A 21,108-nucleotide genomic window follows, 5' to 3' on the forward strand; every position below is an offset into this window, starting at 1 on the left:
GTCCTGTCATCATGAAATGGGCCGAACTTGAAGAAAACTGGTGTCCTGTCGCACGCACGCTTACCGTGGTGGGTGACCGCTGGACCCTGCTCATCCTGCGTGACTGCTTCCTTGGCTATTCGAAGTTCGAGGAGTTCGCAGAGAACACAGGGGCGACCAGGCACATCCTCGCATCCCGTCTGAAGCGGCTTGTTTCAACCGGCATACTCGAGCGTACACTCTATAATGAGCGGCCCAAGCGCTATCAGTATGTGCTGACCGAGAAGGGCAAGGAGTTTGCCCCGGCCCTGCTTGCGTTCAGGGACTGGGGCAAGAAACATATGCCGGTGCGGCGGTCGGTGTCGGCCACTAAAGAATGAATTTCGACAGATCGCTATTGCCGGCAAGGTCGGACAGCTGGGCATCGACATAGTCGGCTGTGATTGTCACCGTCTCACCCTTGCGGTCATTGGCGGTGAAGCTGATCTCATCGAGCAGCCGTTCGAGGACGGTCTGCAGGCGGCGGGCACCGATATTCTCGACCGTGTCATTTACGCGGACCGCCACATCGGCGAGCGCATCGATCGCGGCGTCTTCAAATTCCAGCGTCACGCCTTCGGCCTCCATCAGCGCCTGATGCTGGCGGATAAGTGAAGCCTCCGGCTCAACCAGAATACGGCGCATGTCGGCGCGGCTGAGGGGTTTCAGCTCTACCCGGATCGGCAGGCGGCCCTGAAGTTCAGGCAGCATATCCGAAGGTTTGGAGACGTGGAAGGCGCCCGACGCAATGAACAGGATGTGGTCGGTACGCACGGGGCCGCGCTTTGTGGAAACAGTCGTGCCCTCAATGAGGGGCAGCAGGTCGCGCTGGACCCCCTCGCGGGAGACATCGGCACCGCTGCGATTGCTGCCGCCCGCGACCTTGTCGATCTCATCAAGGAAGACAATGCCGTCCGATTCGACCAGGCGCACCGCTTCACGCGTCACGCTGTCCTCATCGATGAGCTTGTCGGCTTCCTCGCCGATCAGCGGCTTGTAGGCGTCGCGAACCGTGGTGCGCACACGCTTGGTGCGCCCGCCCATCGCCTTGCCGAGAAGATCGCTGAGATTGATCATGCCCATGGAGCCACCCCCGCCGGGGATGTCCATCATTGGCAGATCGCCGCCTGTATCCTGTAGCTCGATATCGATGTCGCGGTCATCAAGCTCGCCATCGCGCAATTTGCGACGGAAGGCTTCACGGGTGGAGTCGTGGGCGTCCTCCCCGACAAGAGAATCCAGCAGGCGCTTTTCCGCCGCCTCGCGGGCCTGTTCCTCAACCTGTTTGCGGCGCTGGGTTTTCACCATGCCGACAGCAGATTCCACCAGGTCGCGGACAATCTGTTCAACATCGCGGCCGACATAGCCGACCTCGGTAAACTTGGTCGCCTCGACCTTCAGGAAGGGCGCATTGGCAAGCTTGGCGAGCCGACGGGAGACTTCGGTCTTGCCGACGCCCGTTGGGCCGATCATCAGGATATTCTTCGGCGTAATCTCATCGCGCAGATCCTCAGGCGCCTGTTTGCGGCGCCAGCGATTGCGCAGGGCGAGGGCTACGGCGCGTTTCGCATCGCCCTGGCCGACAATATGGCGGTCCAGCTCGGCAACGATTTCCTTGGGGGTCAGAAGATCCATCAGTCGTTCAGGTCCAGTTTCTCGATCGAGAAGTTCGAATTGGTGTAGACGCAGATATCGGCTGCGATTTCCATCGCCTGCCGGCCGAGCTTTTCGGCATCTGCTTCGTAAGGGTAGAGCGCGCGTGCCGCCGACAGGGCGTAATTGCCGCCGGATCCGACGGCGACGACATTATGCTCTGGCTCCAGCACGTCGCCCGCGCCGGTAATCACAAGAGTCACATCGCGGTCTGCCACGATGAGCAGGGCTTCGAGCTTTTGGAGGTATTTCTCCGTGCGCCAGTCCTTGGCAAGCTCCACCGCAGCGCGCTGGAGCTGGTTCGGAAACCGTTCCAGTTTCTGCTCAAGCCGTTCAAACAGGGTGAAGGCATCGGCGGTGGCGCCTGCGAACCCGGCGAGGATGTCGCCCTTGCCGAGGCGGCGCACCTTGCGTGCATTGCCCTTCATCACGGTCTGACCCATCGACACCTGGCCATCGCTCAGGAGGACGACATGGTCTTTGGTGCGCACCGCCAGGATCGTTGTCCCGTGCCAGAGCGCCGAACGCTGTCTATCTTGATCTGTCACGCCCGGTGATGTGGCGCAGGGGTGGCCACTCTGCAAGAGGGCGAGCGCTGTATCAGGCTGCGGCAGGTTGACGGTTCTGACGCACCATCTCGATGAATTTCTCAAGCCCGACCGGTGGGCTGAAGAAATAGCCCTGATACTGGTCGCAGCCGCGCCGGCGCAGGAATTGCTGTTGTTCCTCGGTCTCCACCCCTTCGGCAACCGTTTCCATGCCAAGCGATTCCGCCATGCCGAGGATCATTTCAACGATGGCCGGGGCCTGCTTGTCGGTCTCAAGGTTCGAGATGAAGGCACGGTCGATCTTGAAGACGTCAAAGGGCAGACGGCCCAGCATGGCCAGGTTGGAATGGCCGGTGCCGAAATCGTCGATGGCAAGACGCACACCCATGGATTTGAGTGGACCCACCACATGGCGCAGACGCTCGGGATCGGTCACCGCGACGCTTTCCGTGATCTCCAGCTGGAGAAGCCGTGGCAGGAGACCCGCCGTTGTCATCGCGTCGATCAGCATGGTGCCGAGATCGTCATTCTCGAACTGGCGTGGGGAGACGTTCACCGCAACAGAGATGTCGCGAAAGCCCATATTGCTCCACCGGGCCGCGCCTTCGCAGGCCTTGCGGGTAATCTGCTCACCGATATCGCCAATCAGGCCGCAGGCTTCCGCCACTGGAATGAAAACGCCCGGCGAGACAATGCGTCCGCTTTCCAGCTGCCAGCGCGCCAGCGCCTCCGCGCCGACAATCTTGCCGGTGGAGAGATCCACCTTGGGCTGGAAGACGGGCGTGAAGGCGTTGGACTCCACGGCTGTGCGGACCTCTGCCTCAAGACGTTTGCGCGCGGCGCTCTGGCGGTCGAGTTTGGGCGAATAGAATTGCAGCTCGGCGCCTTCCTTGCGGCGGGCCTGCATGAGGGCCGTATAGGCGCGCTTGCGGATATCCTGCGGCGCCTGCCCGTCCTCCGGAATCATCGCAATCCCGGCAAATGCAGTGAATTTCACCGTCTTGCCGCCGATCGCATAAGGCTCCTTGAGCCGTGCGATCAGTGCTTTGGCGAACTTGTTGATTTCATTGCGCGAGCCGATGCGGTCAACAATGACGCCGAAGTCGTCCGAGGCGAGCGAAAAGGCCGGCCAGCGCCCGTCCGGCATGCTGTAAACCTTCTGCTGCTCGGCAACAAAACCGGTGATGCGGCGCGCCATGGTGGTCTGCAACTCCAGCGCAAAGGCGGTGTCGTGATACTCCCCGTCATGCTGAAAAGGCTCGGTGTCGATCTGGATAAAAGCCGAGGGATATTCGAATGAGGAGCGCGAAATGAACTGGGTCAGCTGGCGGGTCAGTTCAGCCCCGTTCCCAAGGCCCGTGCGCTCATCGGTATACGCAGTGCTCATCAGGCGCTCGTTTTCGCGCTGCATATGCTGAAGACGGCGTATCAGACTCGCGCGCAGACGGCGGAACTCTGAGAAGATGACCGGCCGGTCCTCTTCCGGCATGCCCCGTTTCAGTGTCGTCCGGTTGACCAGGCTGGTCAGCCGGTCGGCCTGCTGGCTGACGGATTGGGCAAATATGTTCGAGAAGAAATAGGCCGCCGCCGTCGTCAGCAGAATCATCCCTACGACCAGGGGCAATGGCACGCTGAGGTCGCCCGGAAGAGCCCGAAGCATCACAAGCTCGCCAACGACGTCCTCGCCTGCGGAAATGGGATAACGCCGGCCCTCGGAGAGGACCTGTTCATTGGCGTCGCCTGCGATCACTGTGCCGTCCGTTGAGAAGGCAGCGGCGCGGCCCGGAGAAAGACGCTCAAGCACAGCGTGGGCGTCGCCCGGCTCACCGAACGCAATCTCGACATAGAGGCCGTCGGCGACCCGGCGGGCAATGTCATCGGATTTTCTTGAAGCTGCCAGTTCGGCGGCCGTCAGATACATGATGGAGGCCCCGCTCGCGACAAGGAGCGCGAGAATTGCCGCGACAGCTGGCAAAGCATTCGCAAAGCTGATCCTGGATAGCAGCCGCCCTATTCCGGATGTCTTCGCCAGCTTACACCTCGCAATTCATGTTGGCCCAGTCCAACCTGAAGAAGACCATGAACGACAATCTTTAGAATTCTGTGAATGAATCTGCAGTAGCACTTGAGCTTCAAACGTCCTATCTCGGTGCACGATGACCAAGACTCGTACTTCTACCGTAAGCCGCAAGACGCGAGAGACCGATATATCGGTCACTGTCGACCTCGACGGCACAGGCAAGGCCGATATTGAAACCGGCGTCGGTTTCTTCGACCATATGCTGGATTCCTTTGCCCGGCACAGCTTCATCGACCTCAAGGTGAGGACGAAGGGCGACCTGCATATCGACGCCCACCACACGGTTGAGGATACCGGGATCGTGATTGGTCAAGCCATCAAGGACGCGCTTGGCGACTTTGGCGGCATCACCCGCTTTGGCCACGCCTATATCCCGATGGACGAGACGCTGAGCCGTGCCTCGATCGACCTCTGCAAGCGGCCCTATCTGGTCTGGAAGGCCGATTTCCAGCGCGACAAGATCGGCGAAATGGATACCGAACTCTTCAAGGAGTTCTTCCACGCCCTCGCTGGCAATGGCGGCATGTGCCTGCACATTGAAAATCTCTACGGTGAGAACAATCACCACATCGCCGAAAGCTGCTTCAAGGCCGTCGCCCGCGCCCTGCGCATGGCGGTGACCATGGATCCGCGCCTTGGCGGCAAGGCCGCGAGCACCAAGGGCAGCTTATAGGCTGGACGTCTTTCGTTTTCGTCCAAGCAGGACGCTTCGCCCGGCAGTGCTTTGGTCTTCAGGAACAAAGGTGAGCTCGCCAAAGCCTGCATCCGTCAGAATCTGCTTGTATTCGGACGGCGCCAGGCTGGCATGGTAAACTGGTTCGCCGCCAACCGTACCCGTCACCTCGCCTTCCGACGGCCCCACTGTGAGCAGCATTGCCCCGCCCTCCCGAACGGCGCGCGCAAGCACCGGCAGAAGCTGCCGCTGGTCTTCGATGCCAAGGTGAAAGAAAGCGTCCCAGCTACAGATTCCATCGAAGGTCTCTGTATCGGTCAGGCGCCGCATATCCTGTAACCGCCAGTCTTCGTTGGGGAAATCTGACCGGGCGAGCGCGATCATCGCGCTGGAATAATCTATCCCGGTAAGGGCAAAGCCCCTCGACAGAAAATAGGCCGATATCGGCTGGCCTGTCCCACATCCCAGATCAAGCAGCCTCCCATTTGCCGGAAGCTCTTTGAGAAATCGATCCAGCCAGACGCGTTCGTATAGGTCGCGTCGGCGCTTTTCATGCCAATGGCTGGCCTGCCTCTCATAGACCGCGCGCATTCCCGCTTCGATCATTGAGAGGCAGGCCGCCTTTTTCATGCCGGCCTAATTGCGATAGTCCAGTGGCGGCTCGCGGTCGCCGAGCAGGGATTTGTACTCGTAATCAGGGCCGCGCTTTTCCTCGAATTCTTCCTTCGCCGCCTCGACGAGGTCGGGGTTCTGGTAGAGCTCGATGGCAGCTGCCGTCAGCGTCTTGGCGGCAAGCTCTGCGCCTTTTTCACCGATGGACATGCCGCTCGCGGCGACAGCCTGCCAGCTATGGGCCGACGTGCCAGGCACCCAGGTCGCGGTGTTCAGGCCAACGGTCGGCGCGGCATAGGACACGTCACCGACATCGGTGGAGCCATAGCCCAGCGACACCTCATAGGGCTGTACTTCTTCCTGGGAGCCAAGCTTATTGTCCGGATTGTCGAAGGTGGATGCAATGCTTTCGGCAAATTGCTGCTCTTCAGGCGTATAGGTGATGCCGCCAAGCTCACGCAGCTTGCTGTCCATCATCTTGGCTAGCGTCTCATTCACCAGAAGCGGGTTATTGCCGTGAATGATCTCCCAGTCGACCTGCGTCCCTGTGCCAAGGGCGGCACCGCGGGCGGCGTTTTCAAGGCGGGCCCAGATCTCCTCGACGCCTTTCGGGTCGGGGTGGCGGACATAGTAGAAGACTTCGGCGAAGTCCGGCACCACGTTCGGCGCTTCGCCGCCTGACGTGATGACATAGTGCATCCGCGCATCCTGCGGCATGTGCTCATGCATCATGTTGGCCATCATATCCATCGCCTCGACACCATCGAGAGCGGAGCGGCCACGCTCCGGTGCGCCGGCAGCATGGGCGGACTGGCCGGTAAAGCGGAACTTGGCCGACCGGTTGGCCAGCGATGTGCTCGCGGCGGCGGAATTGCTGTCGGAGGGGTGCCAGTGAAGGGCGATGTCGACATCATCGAACAGGCCAGCGCGGACCATATAGACCTTGCCGCTGCCGCCTTCCTCAGCCGGGGTGCCATAGAGACGGACAGTGCCTTCGGTGCCGGTATCCTCCAGCCAGTGGCGGATGGCGACGGCAGCCGAAACAGATCCCGCGCCAAAGAGATTGTGGCCGCAGGCCTGACCGGCATGCTTGTTTTCAATGGGCTCGCGCGTCGGCGAGGCGTCCTGGTTGATGCCCGGCAGGGCGTCCATTTCCGCAAGGATCGCGATGATCGGGCCGCCAGAGCCATATTCGGCGATAAAGGCTGTCGGGATATCGGCCACGCCAGCCTCGATGGTGAACCCTTCTGCGGCAAGCTGGTCCTGCAGAAGTTTGGAGGATTGCGTTTCCTGATACCCGACTTCAGCCCAGTCCCAGAGGCTCTGGGCAATCTCAGCCGTCATCTGTGAGCGTTCTTCGACAAGCTCCGAAGCGGTCTCTGTCGAGGGGTCGCTGGCCGCCGGAAGGGCGAAGGCCGCTGAGGCAAAACCAATTGCCACAAGTGAGGGGATCAAGCGCATGAATGGGTCTCCACTTTCGATTATCGCGCGACCTTGCGACAGGGATGCACATCAATCAAGCCAAGCCTACTTTTCCTTGTCGCATTGGCCCGTTAAGAGCGCAGGCGATGGCTGACCTCATCCTGATCGATTACGGCTCCGGCAATCTGCATTCTGCAGAGCGCGCGCTGAAAACGGCGGCGCTTGATTGTGCGCGCGATATATCCATTACAGTCAGCGATGACGCCGAAAAGGTGCGTGCCGCCGACCGGATCGTGCTTCCCGGCGTGGGCCATTTCGCAGATTGTGCGCGCGGGCTTTTTGCCCGTCAGGGGCTTGTGGAGGCTATGACCGAAGCGGTTCAGAGACGCGGCATCCCCTTCCTCGGTATCTGTGTCGGCCTGCAACTTCTGGCGACACGCGGGCTTGAAGACGGCGTGACGGCGGGGCTCGACTGGATTGGCGGCGAGGTGGATCGCATCCAGCCCGGTCCCGGTCTGAAGGTGCCGCATATGGGCTGGAACGGCCTGAATATCCGCCGTGCCCACCCCGTCCTGCAGGGGTTAGGCGAGGATCCGCACGTCTACTTCACCCATTCCTATAGTTTCAGGGCCGATGACGAGGCTTCCGTTCTCGCCACGACCGATTATGGCGAACCTCTGGTCGCCGCCATCGGCCGGGACAATCTGGTCGCCACACAGTTTCACCCGGAAAAAAGCCAGCGCGTCGGGCTGCGGCTTCTTTCGAACTTCCTTGAATGGGACCCGTCATGATGCGCGATTTCGAACTCTGGCCGGCCATCGACCTCAAGGACGGGACCTGTGTGCGCCTGCTTCGCGGGGACATGGATCAGGCGACCGCCTTCAATCCGGACCCCGCTGACCAGGCCGCCCGGTTCAGAAAGATGGGCTTCGACCGGCTGCACGTGGTCGACTTGAACGGCGCCTTTGCGGGCGACAGCGCCAATGGCGATGCGGTGCGCGCGATCCTCTCGGCCGTCGATGTGCCTGTCCAGCTTGGCGGGGGCATACGCACACGTGCGCAGATCGAAGCCTGGCTGGAGGCCGGCCTTAGCCGGGTGATCCTTGGAACGGCCGCGCTGCGGGACCCGGACCTGGTCAAGACGGCGGCGAAGGCTTTCGAAAATCAGATCGTTGTCGGCATCGATGCGCGCGATGGGCGTGTCGCCGTGGAAGGCTGGGCTGAAACATCCGACATGGAAGCGGTCGAGCTTGCCAGACGGTTCGAGGGCTGCGGCGTCGCGGCGCTTATCGTGACTGACATTTCGCGCGACGGCACGAAGACCGGCATCAATGTCGACTTTACCGCCGAAATGGCTGCTGCGGTCTCTATTCCTGTGATCGCCTCTGGCGGCCTTGCGCGAGTGGAGGACATTTCAGCGCTGCGCAAAGCGGGCGGCGCGCGGCCCATTGCGGGCACCATCCTCGGCCGCGCGCTCTATGATGGCGATATTGACCCGCAAGCCGCGATCGACGCGGCCGGGGCCCGCTAGATGCTAAAGTCGCGCATCATTCCCTGCCTCGATGTGAAGGACGGGCGCACTGTGAAGGGCGTCAATTTCGTCGATCTTCGCGACGCGGGCGACCCGGTGGCGCTTGCCAAAGCCTATGACGCTGCGGGCGCCGACGAGCTTTGTTTCCTGGACATCACGGCCAGCCATGAAGGGCGCGGCACCATGCTCGACGTGGTCCGGCGAACGGCTGAGCAGTGCTTCATGCCGCTGACCGTGGGCGGCGGGGTCCGCAGCGGTGACAACCTTGTTGAGCTCTTACGGTCCGGGGCAGACAAGGTCGCGATCAATTCGGCCGCTGTGGCCAATCCAGCCGTTATTTCTGAATGCGCAGCACGCGCGGGCAGTCAGGCGGTCGTCGTCGCCATCGATGCGCGCCAGAGCGGCGACCATTGGGAAATCTTCACCCATGGCGGGCGAAAGCCGACCGGGATCGATGCCGTTGAATTTGCAAAAGAGGCCGAGAAACGCGGCGCCGGCGAGATCCTGCTGACCTCCATGGACCGCGACGGCACCAAATCGGGCTATGACATTGCTTTGTTGCAAGCGGTGACCTCGGCTGTCAGCCTGCCGGTGATCGCATCGGGCGGGGCCGGGTCTGCCGAGCATCTTGCGCCCGCCATACTGGACGGCGGAGCGACGGCGGTACTGGCAGCCTCGATCTTCCATTTCGGCGAAGTCAGCCTTGCCGAGGCTCGCGCCGCCCTATCGAACGCTGGCGCGCCCGTGCGCCCCCTCTAATAGTGACTGGAAACAACGACATGTCGAAGACCGAACTCGGTTCTGCCAAACGCCTGAACGAGCTCATTGCCCTTCTGTCGAAGACCGTGGACAGCCGGGTCGGCGGCAATACCGAGAAGAGCTATACGGCGCGGCTCATCAAGTCCGGGCCGATCCGCTGTGGCAAGAAGATCGCCGAGGAAGGCGCTGAAGTGGCGCTGGCGATTGCCGCGCAGGGACGTAAGGAAGTGGCGTCGGAAACGGCTGACCTTCTGTTTCACCTGCTGGTGGGCCTTCGGGCAAAGGGCGTTTCGCTGGATATGGTGGCCGATGCGCTGGCGGAGCGCCGTGGCGTTTCAGGCCTGGCCGAGAAGGCAGCTCGAACCCAGAAAGACTAGCGTTTTCTGAGGAATACGTAGAAAGCCCCTGCCCCGCCATGTTTTGGATGAGCGGTGGCAAAGCCCGAAACGAGCGTCCGGGCTTCGGGCATTTCGATCCAGCGCAGGAAGTTGTGGCGCAGAATACCACCGCCTGCCTTGCCCTTGCCGGTAATCACGATGACGCAGCGGCTGCCGCGCGCCTGTTCGCGGGCGAGAAAGGCAGGCAGCGCGCTCCAGGCGGAAGCCTGGGTATGGCCGTGGAGGTCGAAGCGGGCGGAGATGGAAACTTTCCCCCTGCGTACCTCCCTGTCGGCGCTGCGATCACGCGGTGCATGGACGGTGTCTGGACGGTGCACGGACGGTGTTTCTGAAGTGCTTTTGGCCGCCGGCTGCTCCAGAAGCGGTTTTGTGGCGGCGGGTCCCCGCGCGCGTGGCATGGTTTTGCCGCCATGAAGCGGGCGGACCGACCGGCGCACCTGTTCCCAGGCTTTCTTTTCTTCGGGTTTGAGAGGCCGGTCGCTCATTGGCCCGATCTAGTGGGAAGCGGGCCCCTGGCCAAGGTCGGCATAGGCATCGACGCCTGGAATGCGGTCTGCCACCGCGCGCGGCAAGAGGGCCCAAAGCCTGCCGGGGGCGTTCATCGTGCCCGCCCGTTCACCTGCTTCCTTGCCGGTGCCGAAATAGATGTCACCCCGCACAGCCCCATTAATGGCCCCGCCTGTGTCCTGCGCCACCAGAAGGCCGGACCAGTCGCCGCCAAGACCGGGTGCGCTGGTATTGACGAACATCGGCACGCCCATGGGGTTATGTTCGCGGTCGATGGCGAGCGAGCCGAGCGGGGTCAGCGGCACGCCCATGGCCCCTTTCGGCCCGGTCTCGCCATCTTCGGGCGCTTCGAGCGTAAAGAAGATATAGCGGGGATTGGCGTTCATGGCCTGTCGGACCTGTTCCGGCGTGGCGCGGTCCATCCAGGCGCGGATGCCCTGCATCGAGGCTTCACCGCGCGAGATCCAGCCCCGTTGCAGAAGCCAGTTCGCGGTCGAGGCGAACGGATGACCATTATGGCTGGCATAGACAGCCTTCATTGTGGTCCCGTCCGGAAAGACGAGTTTGCCCGAGCCCTGAATCTGAAGGAAGAACACATCGGCGGGATGGGCATAGGCGAGCGGTTCGACGCCCGCTTCCGTAATGGCCTTACGGTCCGGATAGGGCCGGCGCGCGCCATTTGGCAGGCGCTGGAAGATGCCGACCCCGTTTTCCCGCTCCAGATCCGCCGGATAGGCAGGGATCGGCTCTGTGAAGGGGGGCTGGGGAGTCGTGCGGGCTTCGTAGACAGGCTCAAAATAGCCGGTAAAGCGCGACTCGCCATTGGGGGCGCTGATCTCCACCGGGCGGAAAAGTGCCTGGATGACAGCGCGGGCGCTGGCCTCGTCCTCGACCACCTCCAGCGCCGCACAGGCCGGCAGCCAGTCGAGGGTCCGGCCAGCCCATGGCGCCACATCGGAAATCGGTGCGTCGGCCGCGCCTTCCCGGAAGAGGCTGCAGCTTTTCCGGAGCGCCATTGTACCGGGATAGACATCTGCATCGGACCAGCCCGGCAGGCTGGCGAAAGCCGCGGGCGCGGGCGGCATCTGCTGGGCACCGCCCGGCGTGATTTCCTTTTCAGGCGGGCGTTCTGACGGGCGGCGCGAGTCGGGGGTTGGCGCAGGATGACCCATGGCGACATCGGTGTGAGCCGCACCCCGTCCGGTGTGTCCCGGACCCTGCGGATTGCTGGCGCAGGAGGCGGTCAGGCAAGCAGCGAAGATCAGGCCGGTCAGTCTTTTCATGAGGGCGAGATTTGACCGGATTTGACGTTATCGACAACCGGGAAGTCGCAGACAGGCCTTATGGCGTATCGACATCATCCAGTATCCAGTTCGGGTCATCCGAGCCGGTGTCGCGCATGAAGGTCCAGTATTCTTCGGAGCCCCGGGTCATGTCCCCGATGCCGAGTTCCGCCTCGAAACGCACTGTGACCCGGGCGGCCCCCTGCTCATCAAGATCGGCCGCATCGATTTCGCTCTGGCGCAGGCGCAGGAGCTGGGGCGCTTCGCTGCCCGTCTTCTCGCGCTCTGCAATAGCGGCGTCCCATGCCTCATAGACATCGGTGTCGAGCCAGCGTTTCAGCGTTTCGCGGTCACCGTCTGCGAAGGCCTTCACGAGCATTTCATAGGCGCCGCGCGCACCGGTCAGGAATTCCTTCGGATTGAAGGAGGGATCGGCCGCATGGATAGTTTCAAGACCGCTGGCGGCGGGCCCGGTGAAAGCGGGGCGCAACCCGGCCGGGTTTTCACGCGGCTGGGATGCTGGCGTCGCCGGAGAGGACGGCTGCTGATTGCGCGGGCGTCCATCGGGCGACCCGGAATCGCTTCCGAGCGTCGTATAGAGCCGCCAGCCGACAAAGACGGCAATTGCGGTGAGGAGGAGAAGTTCGATCATCGAAGAGGACATTTCGTCTCCAAGGGGGCTTACAGGGAGTCATATAGTCAGCTTTTGCCCTATGCCACCCGTTGTTGCGCAAGCAGGGGCTGCATGATAGGCGCGAAACCCAGTTTTCAGAGGATTTCCCTGTAATGTCAGACACGACAGATACCGCTGCGCAGCCGCAACAGCCGACCGGGCCGAGCCTTCGCATCCTTAATCAGTATATCAAGGATCTGTCGTTCGAAAATCCTGGCGCCCGCGTGAATGAGCAGCCGAATGTCGATCTTGGCATTGATGTCCAGGCAAATGCCCAGAACCGTGACGAAGGCGTCTATGAGGTCGTTCTGAAACTAAATGCCCGCGCCGGCACAAAAGATACCGCCCTTTTCCTGGTCGAGCTTGAATATGGCGGCCTGTTCCAGCTTCAGGGCGCTTCGCAGGCCGATACCGAAGCCATGCTTCTGATCGAATGCCCGCGCCTGCTCTTCCCGTTCGCCCGCCGACTGGTTGCAGACCTCACACAGGAAGGCGGGTTCCCGCCGCTGCGGATCGATCCGGTGGACTTCACTGCCCTCTATCGCCAGCAACGTGCCCGTGCCCAGCAGCCGGCCACGAATGGCGGCGGCGCTGCAGCAGCACCTGCCCCGAACGTCGAAACCGGCGCAGCCGATGCACCTGCCGGCGAGCCGGAAAACAAAGACAACGAGAAATAGGTCCCGAACAGGGCGCGCGCCGGACTTAACCGGTATAGCGCGCCCAGATCGGATTATCGCCGAGCGTGGCGATAAAGGCTGCGTGAGCTTCGACTTCAGCTGGATCGAGCTCGCGGCTGAGCGGCTGCGGGCGCACTTTTGCCTGACGGAAACGCGCCTGGCCGTCGCCGCCCTCATCGCCTGAAAAGTCGAACGCCCGCGCGCGGCCGCCGCGAAGTTCAAGATAGACTTCTGCCAGAAGCTGGCTGTCGAGAAGCGCGCCGTGCAGGGTGCGCGCTTCAAGCCCGATATTATAGCGCTTGCAGAGCGCATCGAGTGAGGCTGGCGCGCCGGGGTGACGCTTCTTTGCGATATCGAGCGTATCCACCCACTGCTCCAGCGGGATTTCGGCCTTTCCGCAGCGCACCAGCTCTGCGTTCAGAAAGCCGCGGTCGAAACTGGCATTGTGCGCGACGACCGGCGAGTCCCCGATAAACTCCAGAAGCGCATCGACGATGCGGGGATCCTCGAAGAACGGCATGTCGACCAGCATTTCGTCGGTGATGCCGGTGATCTCTACCGTCTTGGCAGAGACCGCACGGCGCGGATTGATGCGCTCATGGAAGGTGCGCCCGGTCGGCACATGATTGATGAGTTCGACGGCGCCAAGCTCAATGATGCGGTCTTCACCGGCCCAGTCGAGGCCCGTGGTTTCTGTATCGAAAGCAATCTCGCGGAGCGGTTGGCTCATCGGTTTTCGGTGTCCATTTCACTGAGCAGGTCAATGATCGCGTGTACATGTGTTCGGGTGAAATCGAAACCGAAGGCTGTCGAAATGATGAAATCGGCGCGGGCGCGCTTCTCGGCATCCGGGACCTGTTTCGCGACGATCTTTTCGAAGTCGGCTTCCGACATTTCCTGCCGGGCCATGACCCGTTCACGCTGGATTTCCGGCGGCGCCGTCACGACGGCAACATAGTCGCAGCGCTGGTCACCGCCCGTCTCATAGAGAAGGGGAATATCGAGGACGGCGAGTTTTGCGCCGGATTTCAATGCTTTGGTGCGAAACTCAACCTGCGTGCGGCCGACCAGCGGATGAACAATGGCTTCCAGATCCTTCATCGCGTCCGGGTCCTCCATGACGATGTCGCGCAGGCGCTGGCGGCTGACGGCGCCGTCCACGACCACGCCGGGGAAGCGCTCACCCAGCGGTTCGACGGCAAGGCCGCCCTCGGCATAGATGGAATGGACAGCCGCGTCGGCGTCGTAGACCGGGATTCCCGCATCGGCGAACATGGCGGCCGTGGCGCTCTTGCCCATGCCGATCGAGCCGGTAAGGCCCAATATGATCACTCGCCCGCCTCCATATAGTCGCGGCAGACAGTGATTGCCGCCTCCAGGTCGGGGCGCGTCCCGTCAAACCAGATCGCGAAACTCTCAGCCGCCTGGCAGACCAGCATGGCGAGACCGTCCTCGGTCTCCCAGCCCTGCTCTCGCGCGTGGCTGAGCTGCGCTGCGGCAGGGGCGCCATAGCTGATGTCATAGAAGAGGCGGCCATTCCCGGCTGGCAGCTCGATGACTGCACCGCCATGACCAGCGCTTGTCGTGTTGATAATCAGGTCGGCGCTGTCCGCATGCCGTGTCAGATCATCCAGCGGACCATGTTGATGCGGGCGCTCGCAACACGCGGCGAGAACGGCGGCGGCCTTGTCGACGGTCCGGTTGAGAAGGAAGATATCGGCACCGGCCCGGTCCAGGGCAAAGAGCGCTGCGCGTGCGGCGCCGCCCGCGCCAAGGATCAGCACCGTCTTGCCGGACAAGTCCTTCAGGCCCATGCGGGCGAGAGCCATGATAAGGCCCGGCGCATCGGTATTGTCGGCGCGCCAGCCTTCATCCCCGAGATGGGTCAGCGTATTGGCTGCGCCGATGGCATCGACCGCTTCGGACCGGCGCGCCACCTTGTCGAGAACAGCCTGTTTATGCGGCAGGGTGACATTGAGCCCGCGGAACCCTTCGCGCAGAAAATCATCGAGAGCGCTCGCTGTCTGACCTTCAGGCACGCGAATGGATTCGTAGGAGGCTTCGAGCCCCAGCGTATCGATCCAGGTCATGTGGATCAGGGGTGAAAGCGAATGACCGACCGGGTCACCAATGACAGCTAGGCGTTCCATCAGGCCTCCAGCACGCCGCGCGTGCGCAGATAGTCGAGTAGTGGAAGGAGCGGCAGTCCCAGAATGGTGAAATAGTCGCCTTCGATCCTTGTGAATAGCTGCGCACCTAGATCTTCGAGCATATAGGCACCCACGGTCTTGAGCAGACCTGGGCCGCTGGCCTCCAGATAGGACGCGATGAACGCTTCGCTCAAGGGGCGGACCGTCAGCTTTGGCGCGGCGAGGTGGCGCCAGACGGATTCTCCGTTTTCCGCGATAACGATGGCGGTTTCGAGCCTGTGGGTCTTTCCTGAAAACCGCCGCAGATGGCCGGCAGCTTCGGTCATGTCCTTTGGCTTGTCGATCGGTTCGCCATCGAGGTTGAGCATCTGGTCGCCGCCGATAACGAGACCTTCGCGGCGCTGCGAGACCTTCACGGCTTTCAGCTCAGCCAGCTGCATCGCCTGATCGGACACGCGCATGCCCTTGGCGCGGAATGTGGCCTTGGCGGCATCCTCATCGACATTGGGGCGCACGGCTTCGGCGGTGACGCCGGCATTGGCAAGGAGGCGGCGGCGGCTCTCGCTGCCAGAGGCAAGGATGACGCGCGTCACTGGCTATGCCTCTGATTGAGCTTGTTGAGGATGGCTGCCGCGGTTTCCTCGACGCTGCGGCGGGAGACATCGATGATCGGCCATTTGCGCCGCTGGAAAAGGCGGCTCGCCTCGGTCACTTCTGCGCGCACGGCCTCTTCGTCGGTATAGTCGGTTACCGAATTCTCATTGAGCGCCATGAGCCGCTGGCTGCGGATCTGGACGAGGCGCTCCACGCCGATCTTGAGGCCGATAATCATCGGCCCGGTCACGGGATCTATCGAATCGAGGACGGATGGCATGGCCATGCCTGGCACGAGCGGGATATTGCCGGCCTTGACGCCGCGATTGGCGAGATAGACGCAGGTCGGGGTCTTCGATGTCCGGCTGACCCCGAGAAGGATGACATCGGCGTCCGCAAGGCCCTGAAGGTTCTGGCCGTCATCATGGGCAAGCGCGAAATTGATCGCCTCGATCCGCTCGAAATATTCGGCGTTGAGCGCGTGCTGTCCGGCGACACGGTCGCTTGCCGTCACGCCGAGATGGCGGCTCAGCATATGAATGGAGGGGTCGAGCACGGCCAGTGTGGGAATGTGACGGGCGCGGCAGAACTGTTCGAGCTTGAGGCGCAGGGCCTCATCCGACACGGTGAACCAGACAACGCCGGGCGCCGCCTCGATATCGCGCATGACCCGTTCCAGCTGGCGATCGGACCGGACGAGATAGTAATTGTGCTCCAGCGGGGTCACATTCTCGAACTGCGCAGCGGCGGCGCGCATCACGGCATTCAATGTCTCCCCCGTCGAATCGGAGACGAGATGGACATTGAAATATATACTCGGGCGCATCCGCTCCCCGCCAATCTGTTGAAACCGGCTGGACCCTGCCGTGTCTTCACAAAATGGACAACCCCTGTGGAAGACCTGTGGGCACAGAATTTCATCCGCAGCCATGCACGTCTTGTCCACATTCCCAAAGGACTCACAGGCCGGATTCACCGGGTGTTCCAGACCAGCGAATTTCGCAAATGGTTAACGAAGAATTAACGGCGATTCCAATTCGTTGACGAATGGTTAACAGAACAGCCCGCCTATGGATGCGCTGTGGAAAACCTGTCGACAAACCTGCCTGGGACTGTTTGTCCACCTTATCCAGCGCTTAGTAATGATAAGAGCGCATTAGATGCTTGAAGGATTAAAGAGGACCAGATGGCCCCTGCCCCGCAAAAACCACTTCTGAACGTTCTGCATGGCAAACGTCAGGACCCTGTGCCCCTCTGGATGATGAGACAGGCTGGTCGGCATCTGCCGGAATATATGGAGCTGCGCGGGCGGGCGAAGAACTTTCTGGACTTCTGTTATACGCCGTCTCTGGCCTGCGAGGCGACGCTTCAGCCGATCGAGCGCTATGGGATGGATGGTGCCATCCTGTTTGCGGACATCCTCCTGATCCTTGATGCCCTTGGCCGGGGTGTGCGGTTCGAGAAAGGTGTCGGCCCTATCGTGGAAGCGGTCGATGTCGGCGGGCGGCTCAATGAGGTGCCTGTGCAGACCGTGGTGGAGCGTCTCTCGCCTGTTTATGAGACGGTCTCACGGGTAAAATCGCGCCTGCCATCGGAAACGACACTCATCGGTTTTGCAGGCGCGCCCTGGACCGTGGCGCTCTATGCCATTGAGGGCCGCGGCGGCACCGACAAGGCAACCGCAAGGATCTGGGCGCACAAGTATCCGGCCGAGCTCGACCTGCTTCTGGATGATCTTGTCGAGGCGACGGCCCATTATATGGCTGCGCAGGCAGAGGCCGGCGCCGAGGCGCTGATGATGTTCGACTCCTGGGCCGAGGGTCTGCCCAACGATATTTTCGAACAGATCATCATCCGGCCGAACCAGAAACTGGTGAAGCGCTTAAGAGAGCTCGGCGTGACCGTCCCGCTCATCGGGTTTCCGCGCGGCGCGGGTGTTCAGCTGCCAGACTATGCCGCCCAGACCGGGGTAAGTGCTGTCGGGCTCGATACCGCCGCGCTGCCGAGCTTTGTGAACCGCGAACTGCCGGCAACCATGCCGGTTCAAGGGCATCTGGATCCGTTGCTGCTGATGACGGGCGGTGAGGCCATGGAGCGCCGGATCGTTGACATACTGGAAGCCTACAAGAACAGGCCGCACATTTTTAATCTTGGCCATGGCGTCAAACCCGAGACGCCGATTGCCAATGTCGAGCGCGCAGTGAAGACTGTGCGCGACTGGAAAGCCAGCCAGTAAATTTCCGTATACGGAGCGAAAATGCTTTATCTCTGGGTCAAATCGTTTCACCTGATCTTCGTCATCGCCTGGATGGCGTCGATGCTCATCTATCCGCGCTACAAGCTTCACCAGCTGTCGTCGGCGCCGGGCGAGCCGCTATTCGAGACGATGAAGTCCGCATCGGCAAAGCTGCGCAAGATTATCCTGACGCCTGGCATCATCATGGTCTGGGTGCTGGGCCTGACGATGATCTTCATGAATCCGGCGCTGATGAGTTCCGGCTGGCTTCATGTGAAGCTGCTGCTGGTCCTGATCCTGTCCGGGCTGCACGGCTACTTCGTCGGCATCGGCAAGAAGATCGACCGCGGCGAGGACTTCCCGGCGAAAAGACTGAAGCTTCTCAATGAGCTTCCCTTCATTCTGATGATTCTTGTCGTGATCCTGGTGATCGTGAAGCCGTTCTGACCTGACGGAAAAGTCTTGACCTGGACGGCACTTTGATCACATAAGCCAGCAGAAGAGGCCGCCAGTCCTTGGCGGGCCGCACTTCCCGATATCAATCGAGTGGCCACGCGATCTTTCCTGCGGGCCGACCTTATCCAGAAGAATTCATGTCCGATCTCCAAACGCCCCCCGACTCTCCCGCTGCGCCCGGTGCCGAAACCCCGAGCCATGTCTATCTGCGCGACCTGAAAGCCAAGAGCCCGACAGAGCTGCTGGCCTATGCCGAGAGCCTTGAGGTCGAGAACGCGTCGTCGCTGCGGACGCAGGACATGCTGTTCGCGATCCTGCGGGAACTGGCCGAACGCGATATCGTGATTATCGGTCAGGGTGTTCTGGAAGTTCTGGTCGACGGCTTCGGCTTCCTGCGCTCACCGGAATCGAACTATCTGCCGGGTCCCGATGACATCTATGTCAGCCCGAAGGTCATTAAGCAGGCTGGCCTCAAGACCGGCGATACGGTTGACGGCCCGATCAAGGAACCGGGTGAAAGTGAGCGTTACTTCGCGCTGACCAGCGTGAATTCGATCAATTTCGAGGAACCGGAAAGAGCCCGCCAGAAGGTCCACTTCGACAACCTTGTTCCGCTTTATCCGGAAGAACGCCTCCATATGGAGAGCCAGGACCCGACGAAGAAAGACCGGTCGGGCCGTGTCATCGATATTGTGTCCCCGATCGGTAAGGGTCAGCGGGCCCTGATCGTGGCGCCGCCGCGTACCGGTAAGACGGTGCTGCTGCAGAACATCGCGGCATCCATCGAGGAAAACCATCCTGAATGCTATCTCATCGTCCTTCTGATCGATGAGCGGCCGGAAGAAGTCACCGACATGAAGCGCTCGGTGAAAGGTGAGGTCATTTCCTCGACCTTTGATGAACCGGCGACGCGTCACGTTGCAGTGGCCGAGATGGTTATCGAAAAGGCAAAACGTCTCGCAGAGCACGGCCGTGATGTCGTCATCCTGCTCGACTCGATCACGCGTCTGGGGCGGGCATATAACACGACGGTTCCGAGCTCCGGCAAGGTGCTCACCGGCGGTGTCGATGCCAACGCGCTTCAACGCCCTAAACGTTTCTTCGGTGCCGCGCGGAATATCGAAGGTGGCGGGTCGCTGACGATCATTGCGACGGCGCTGATCGATACGGGCTCGCGCATGGATGAAGTCATCTTCGAGGAATTCAAAGGCACGGGTAACTCGGAAGTTGTGCTCGATCGCAAGATTGCCGACAAGCGGACCTTCCCTGCCATCGACATCATGAAGTCCGGCACGCGTAAGGAAGAACTCATCACACCCAAGGAACAGCTGCAGAAGATCTACATCCTGCGCCGCATCCTCAATCCGATGGGCACATCCGATGCGGTCGACTTCCTGCTCGACAAGCTGCGTCAGACCAAGACGAATGACGAGTTCTTTGAGGCAATGAAGAACTAGGCATGTCTGGCGCGCAAGATACGATCTGCGCGCTGGCCTCTGGCCCGCCGCCATCTGCTATCGCAATTGTGCGGATCAGTGGGCCGGGCGTGCGGGATATCTGCGCGGCGATTTTTGAGCATGGCGTTCCCGCGCCGCGGAAGATGGTGTTTGGCCGCTTCCTTGATGTGTCACGTGAAACAATAGATGAGGGCCTCGGTGTGTTCATGCCGGGGCCTAATTCGTATACAGGGGAAGATACAGCCGAGCTTTACCTTCATGGCGGCGCTGCGGTTATCGAGCATGTGCTCGACACGCTCTGCGCGTTTGATGGTGTACGCCTTGCTGAGCCGGGTGAGTTCACGCGGCGGGCCTTTGAGAATGGCCGTCTGGATCTCGTGGAGGCTGAAGGCGTTGCGGATCTGATCGATGCCGAGACGCGGGCCCAGAAATCCCTCGCCCTCGAGCAGCTGGGCGGAAGTCTCTCGCAATCCTATCAGAGCTGGCGTGGTGATTTGCTGGAAGCAATGGCGCTTCTGGAGGCGAGCATAGACTTCCCGGATGAGGAGGATGCGCCAGACGAGTCCGACGGTCCGGTCGCCGTGAAACTTGATATGCTCGAATTGGCGCTTGCGAAAGCGCTGGACGACGATCAGCTGGGCGAACGGATCCAGGATGGATTTCGTATTGCGATTATCGGGCCGCCAAATGCCGGCAAGTCCTCGATCCTCAATCGTCTTGCCAGACGGGACGCAGCGATTGTTACCGACATCCCTGGCACGACCCGCGATGTGGTGGAAGTCCGCGTGAAGATCGCGGGACAGGTCGTCTGGATTGCGGATACCGCTGGACTTCGTGAAACGCGGGATATCGTCGAAGCAGAGGGCGTTCGGCGTGCTCTGGAGCGGGCCTCGGCCTCGGATATCCGTATCCGTGTGTCTTCGTCAGATACACCTTACGATCATGAGGCGGATGAGGGTGATATTATCGTTCTGAACAAGGTGGATCAGACCCGCCCTGCGGATGCGTCCGGCAATACAATCTTTGTTTCGGCGCGGACAGGCGAAGGGATTGAAGCCCTCGAGAATGATATTGAAAGGCGCATCAGGGCATTTACGTCGGGGCGCCCTGCCCCGGTCATTACGCGTCGCCGGCACAGGCTGGCCCTTGAGACGGCATTGTTTCACGTGAAACAGGCCAGACAAAATCTTGCAGCGGGGTTTGGCGCTGAGCTGGTATCTGAGGATGTGCGTCTGGCGGCCCAGAAGCTTTCCGGCCTGGTCGGGCAGATCGGTGTGGAGGACATTCTGGGCGAAGTCTTCTCCAGCTTCTGCATCGGGAAATGACTCGCGCCCCTGTGTTTTATCCCCCGGATAAGGTATAGGCGCTGACATTCAGACAA

Annotated in this window: 24 protein-coding genes; 11 read left to right on the forward strand and 13 right to left on the reverse strand. The window is 61.3% G+C overall.

Annotated features, from left to right (window positions below; translation table 11 throughout):
• The first annotated feature begins 11 nt into the window (after positions 1-11).
• Positions 12-359 (forward strand): helix-turn-helix domain-containing protein, encoded by a 348-nt coding sequence (locus tag ABNU55_RS04240; RefSeq protein ID WP_290755103.1) that lies wholly within the window; start codon positions 12-14, stop codon positions 357-359.
• On the opposite strand, the gene hslU is transcribed toward ABNU55_RS04240, so the two are convergent.
• Genes hslU through ABNU55_RS04255 form a run of 3 tightly spaced genes read right to left on the reverse strand, consistent with a single transcriptional unit; the run spans position 349 to position 4,140 of the window.
• Positions 349-1,653 (reverse strand): ATP-dependent protease ATPase subunit HslU, encoded by a 1,305-nt coding sequence (hslU, locus tag ABNU55_RS04245; RefSeq protein ID WP_290759599.1) that lies wholly within the window; start codon positions 1,651-1,653, stop codon positions 349-351. The genes ABNU55_RS04240 and hslU overlap by 11 nt on opposite strands.
• Entirely contained in the window at positions 1,653-2,219 is a 567-nt protein-coding gene (gene hslV, locus ABNU55_RS04250; protein ID WP_290754604.1) for an ATP-dependent protease subunit HslV, read from the reverse strand. The genes hslU and hslV overlap by 1 nt, the downstream gene beginning before the upstream one ends.
• A 52-nt stretch (positions 2,220-2,271) precedes the next feature.
• A complete protein-coding gene (locus ABNU55_RS04255) occupies positions 2,272-4,140 on the reverse strand; it encodes a GGDEF domain-containing phosphodiesterase (protein ID WP_290754603.1) in 1,869 nt (622 codons plus the stop codon).
• 235 nt (positions 4,141-4,375) lie between these two features.
• Here ABNU55_RS04255 and hisB point away from each other — a divergent pair, with 235 nt between their 5' ends.
• Complete coding sequence (hisB, locus tag ABNU55_RS04260) at positions 4,376-4,972, forward strand: imidazoleglycerol-phosphate dehydratase HisB (protein ID WP_290754602.1); 597 nt, start codon at positions 4,376-4,378, stop codon at positions 4,970-4,972.
• Here hisB and ABNU55_RS04265 read toward each other — a convergent pair.
• Entirely contained in the window at positions 4,967-5,578 is a 612-nt protein-coding gene (locus tag ABNU55_RS04265) for a class I SAM-dependent methyltransferase (RefSeq protein ID WP_290754601.1), read from the reverse strand. The two genes, hisB and ABNU55_RS04265, sit on opposite strands and share 6 nt — an antisense overlap.
• Before the next feature lie 30 nt (positions 5,579-5,608).
• Complete coding sequence (locus tag ABNU55_RS04270; protein ID WP_290754600.1) at positions 5,609-7,045, reverse strand: amidohydrolase; 1,437 nt, start codon at positions 7,043-7,045, stop codon at positions 5,609-5,611.
• 107 nt (positions 7,046-7,152) lie between these two features.
• Between ABNU55_RS04270 and hisH the strand changes: the two genes are divergently transcribed.
• Genes hisH through hisE form a run of 4 tightly spaced genes read left to right on the forward strand, consistent with a single transcriptional unit; the run spans position 7,153 to position 9,673 of the window.
• Positions 7,153-7,797, forward strand: coding sequence for an imidazole glycerol phosphate synthase subunit HisH (gene hisH / locus ABNU55_RS04275; RefSeq protein WP_290754599.1), 645 nt, complete (start codon positions 7,153-7,155; stop codon positions 7,795-7,797).
• Positions 7,794-8,537: a 1-(5-phosphoribosyl)-5-[(5-phosphoribosylamino)methylideneamino]imidazole-4-carboxamide isomerase gene (gene hisA, locus ABNU55_RS04280; protein ID WP_290754598.1), complete on the forward strand. Its 744-nt coding sequence runs from the start codon at positions 7,794-7,796 to the stop codon at positions 8,535-8,537. The genes hisH and hisA overlap by 4 nt, the downstream gene beginning before the upstream one ends.
• A complete protein-coding gene (gene hisF / locus ABNU55_RS04285) occupies positions 8,538-9,296 on the forward strand; it encodes an imidazole glycerol phosphate synthase subunit HisF (RefSeq protein ID WP_290754597.1) in 759 nt (252 codons plus the stop codon).
• Between the two features lie 20 nt (positions 9,297-9,316).
• A complete protein-coding gene (gene hisE / locus ABNU55_RS04290; RefSeq protein WP_290754596.1) occupies positions 9,317-9,673 on the forward strand; it encodes a phosphoribosyl-ATP diphosphatase in 357 nt (118 codons plus the stop codon).
• Here hisE and ABNU55_RS04295 read toward each other — a convergent pair.
• Genes ABNU55_RS04295 through ABNU55_RS04305 form a run of 3 tightly spaced genes read right to left on the reverse strand, consistent with a single transcriptional unit; the run spans position 9,670 to position 12,148 of the window.
• Positions 9,670-10,179 carry a Smr/MutS family protein gene (locus ABNU55_RS04295; RefSeq protein WP_290754595.1) on the reverse strand — a complete coding sequence of 170 codons (510 nt, stop codon included), beginning with the start codon at positions 10,177-10,179 and terminating at the stop codon, positions 9,670-9,672. The two genes, hisE and ABNU55_RS04295, sit on opposite strands and share 4 nt — an antisense overlap.
• Positions 10,180-10,188: 9 nt before the next feature.
• Entirely contained in the window at positions 10,189-11,484 is a 1,296-nt protein-coding gene (locus ABNU55_RS04300) for an MltA domain-containing protein (RefSeq protein ID WP_290754594.1), read from the reverse strand.
• Positions 11,485-11,542: 58 nt separating this feature from the next.
• Positions 11,543-12,148 carry a Tim44/TimA family putative adaptor protein gene (locus ABNU55_RS04305; RefSeq protein ID WP_348764239.1) on the reverse strand — a complete coding sequence of 202 codons (606 nt, stop codon included), beginning with the start codon at positions 12,146-12,148 and terminating at the stop codon, positions 11,543-11,545.
• Positions 12,149-12,270: 122 nt separating this feature from the next.
• Between ABNU55_RS04305 and secB the strand changes: the two genes are divergently transcribed.
• Positions 12,271-12,834 (forward strand): protein-export chaperone SecB, encoded by a 564-nt coding sequence (secB, locus tag ABNU55_RS04310; RefSeq protein ID WP_348764240.1) that lies wholly within the window; start codon positions 12,271-12,273, stop codon positions 12,832-12,834.
• A 25-nt stretch (positions 12,835-12,859) separates the two neighbouring features.
• Here the strand turns inward: secB and dnaQ are convergent, their stop codons facing one another.
• Genes dnaQ through ABNU55_RS04335 form a run of 5 tightly spaced genes read right to left on the reverse strand, consistent with a single transcriptional unit; the run spans position 12,860 to position 16,404 of the window.
• On the reverse strand, positions 12,860-13,564 hold the full coding sequence (gene dnaQ / locus ABNU55_RS04315) for a DNA polymerase III subunit epsilon (RefSeq protein WP_290752123.1): 705 nt from the start codon (positions 13,562-13,564) through the stop codon (positions 12,860-12,862).
• Positions 13,561-14,166 (reverse strand): dephospho-CoA kinase, encoded by a 606-nt coding sequence (gene coaE / locus ABNU55_RS04320; RefSeq protein WP_290752121.1) that lies wholly within the window; start codon positions 14,164-14,166, stop codon positions 13,561-13,563. The genes dnaQ and coaE overlap by 4 nt, the downstream gene beginning before the upstream one ends.
• The gene (aroE, locus tag ABNU55_RS04325; RefSeq protein WP_290752118.1) at positions 14,163-14,984 is read right to left on the reverse strand and encodes a shikimate dehydrogenase; all 822 of its coding nucleotides are present in this window, start codon (positions 14,982-14,984) and stop codon (positions 14,163-14,165) included. The genes coaE and aroE overlap by 4 nt, the downstream gene beginning before the upstream one ends.
• Positions 14,984-15,577, reverse strand: a complete 594-nt coding sequence (locus ABNU55_RS04330; protein WP_290752115.1) for a Maf family protein — start codon at positions 15,575-15,577, stop codon at positions 14,984-14,986. Before ABNU55_RS04330 ends, aroE begins: the two co-directional genes overlap by 1 nt.
• Positions 15,574-16,404, reverse strand: coding sequence for a pyruvate, water dikinase regulatory protein (locus ABNU55_RS04335; RefSeq protein WP_290752112.1), 831 nt, complete (start codon positions 16,402-16,404; stop codon positions 15,574-15,576). Before ABNU55_RS04335 ends, ABNU55_RS04330 begins: the two co-directional genes overlap by 4 nt.
• A 360-nt stretch (positions 16,405-16,764) precedes the next feature.
• On the opposite strand from ABNU55_RS04335, the gene hemE reads away from it, so the two are divergent.
• The 4 genes from hemE (at position 16,765) to mnmE (ending at position 21,052) form a co-directional block, all read left to right on the forward strand.
• Positions 16,765-17,814, forward strand: coding sequence for a uroporphyrinogen decarboxylase (gene hemE / locus ABNU55_RS04340; RefSeq protein ID WP_290752109.1), 1,050 nt, complete (start codon positions 16,765-16,767; stop codon positions 17,812-17,814).
• A 21-nt stretch (positions 17,815-17,835) separates the two neighbouring features.
• A complete protein-coding gene (locus ABNU55_RS04345) occupies positions 17,836-18,261 on the forward strand; it encodes a CopD family protein (RefSeq protein ID WP_290752107.1) in 426 nt (141 codons plus the stop codon).
• A gap of 146 nt (positions 18,262-18,407) precedes the next feature.
• Positions 18,408-19,727, forward strand: a complete 1,320-nt coding sequence (gene rho, locus ABNU55_RS04350) for a transcription termination factor Rho (RefSeq protein ID WP_290752105.1) — start codon at positions 18,408-18,410, stop codon at positions 19,725-19,727.
• A 2-nt stretch (positions 19,728-19,729) separates the two neighbouring features.
• Positions 19,730-21,052 carry a tRNA uridine-5-carboxymethylaminomethyl(34) synthesis GTPase MnmE gene (mnmE, locus tag ABNU55_RS04355; RefSeq protein ID WP_290752103.1) on the forward strand — a complete coding sequence of 441 codons (1,323 nt, stop codon included), beginning with the start codon at positions 19,730-19,732 and terminating at the stop codon, positions 21,050-21,052.
• The last annotated feature ends 56 nt before the right edge of the window (positions 21,053-21,108 follow it).

This window comes from uncultured Henriciella sp. (assembly GCF_964005855.1).
Classification (GTDB): Bacteria; Pseudomonadota; Alphaproteobacteria; order Caulobacterales; family Hyphomonadaceae; genus Henriciella.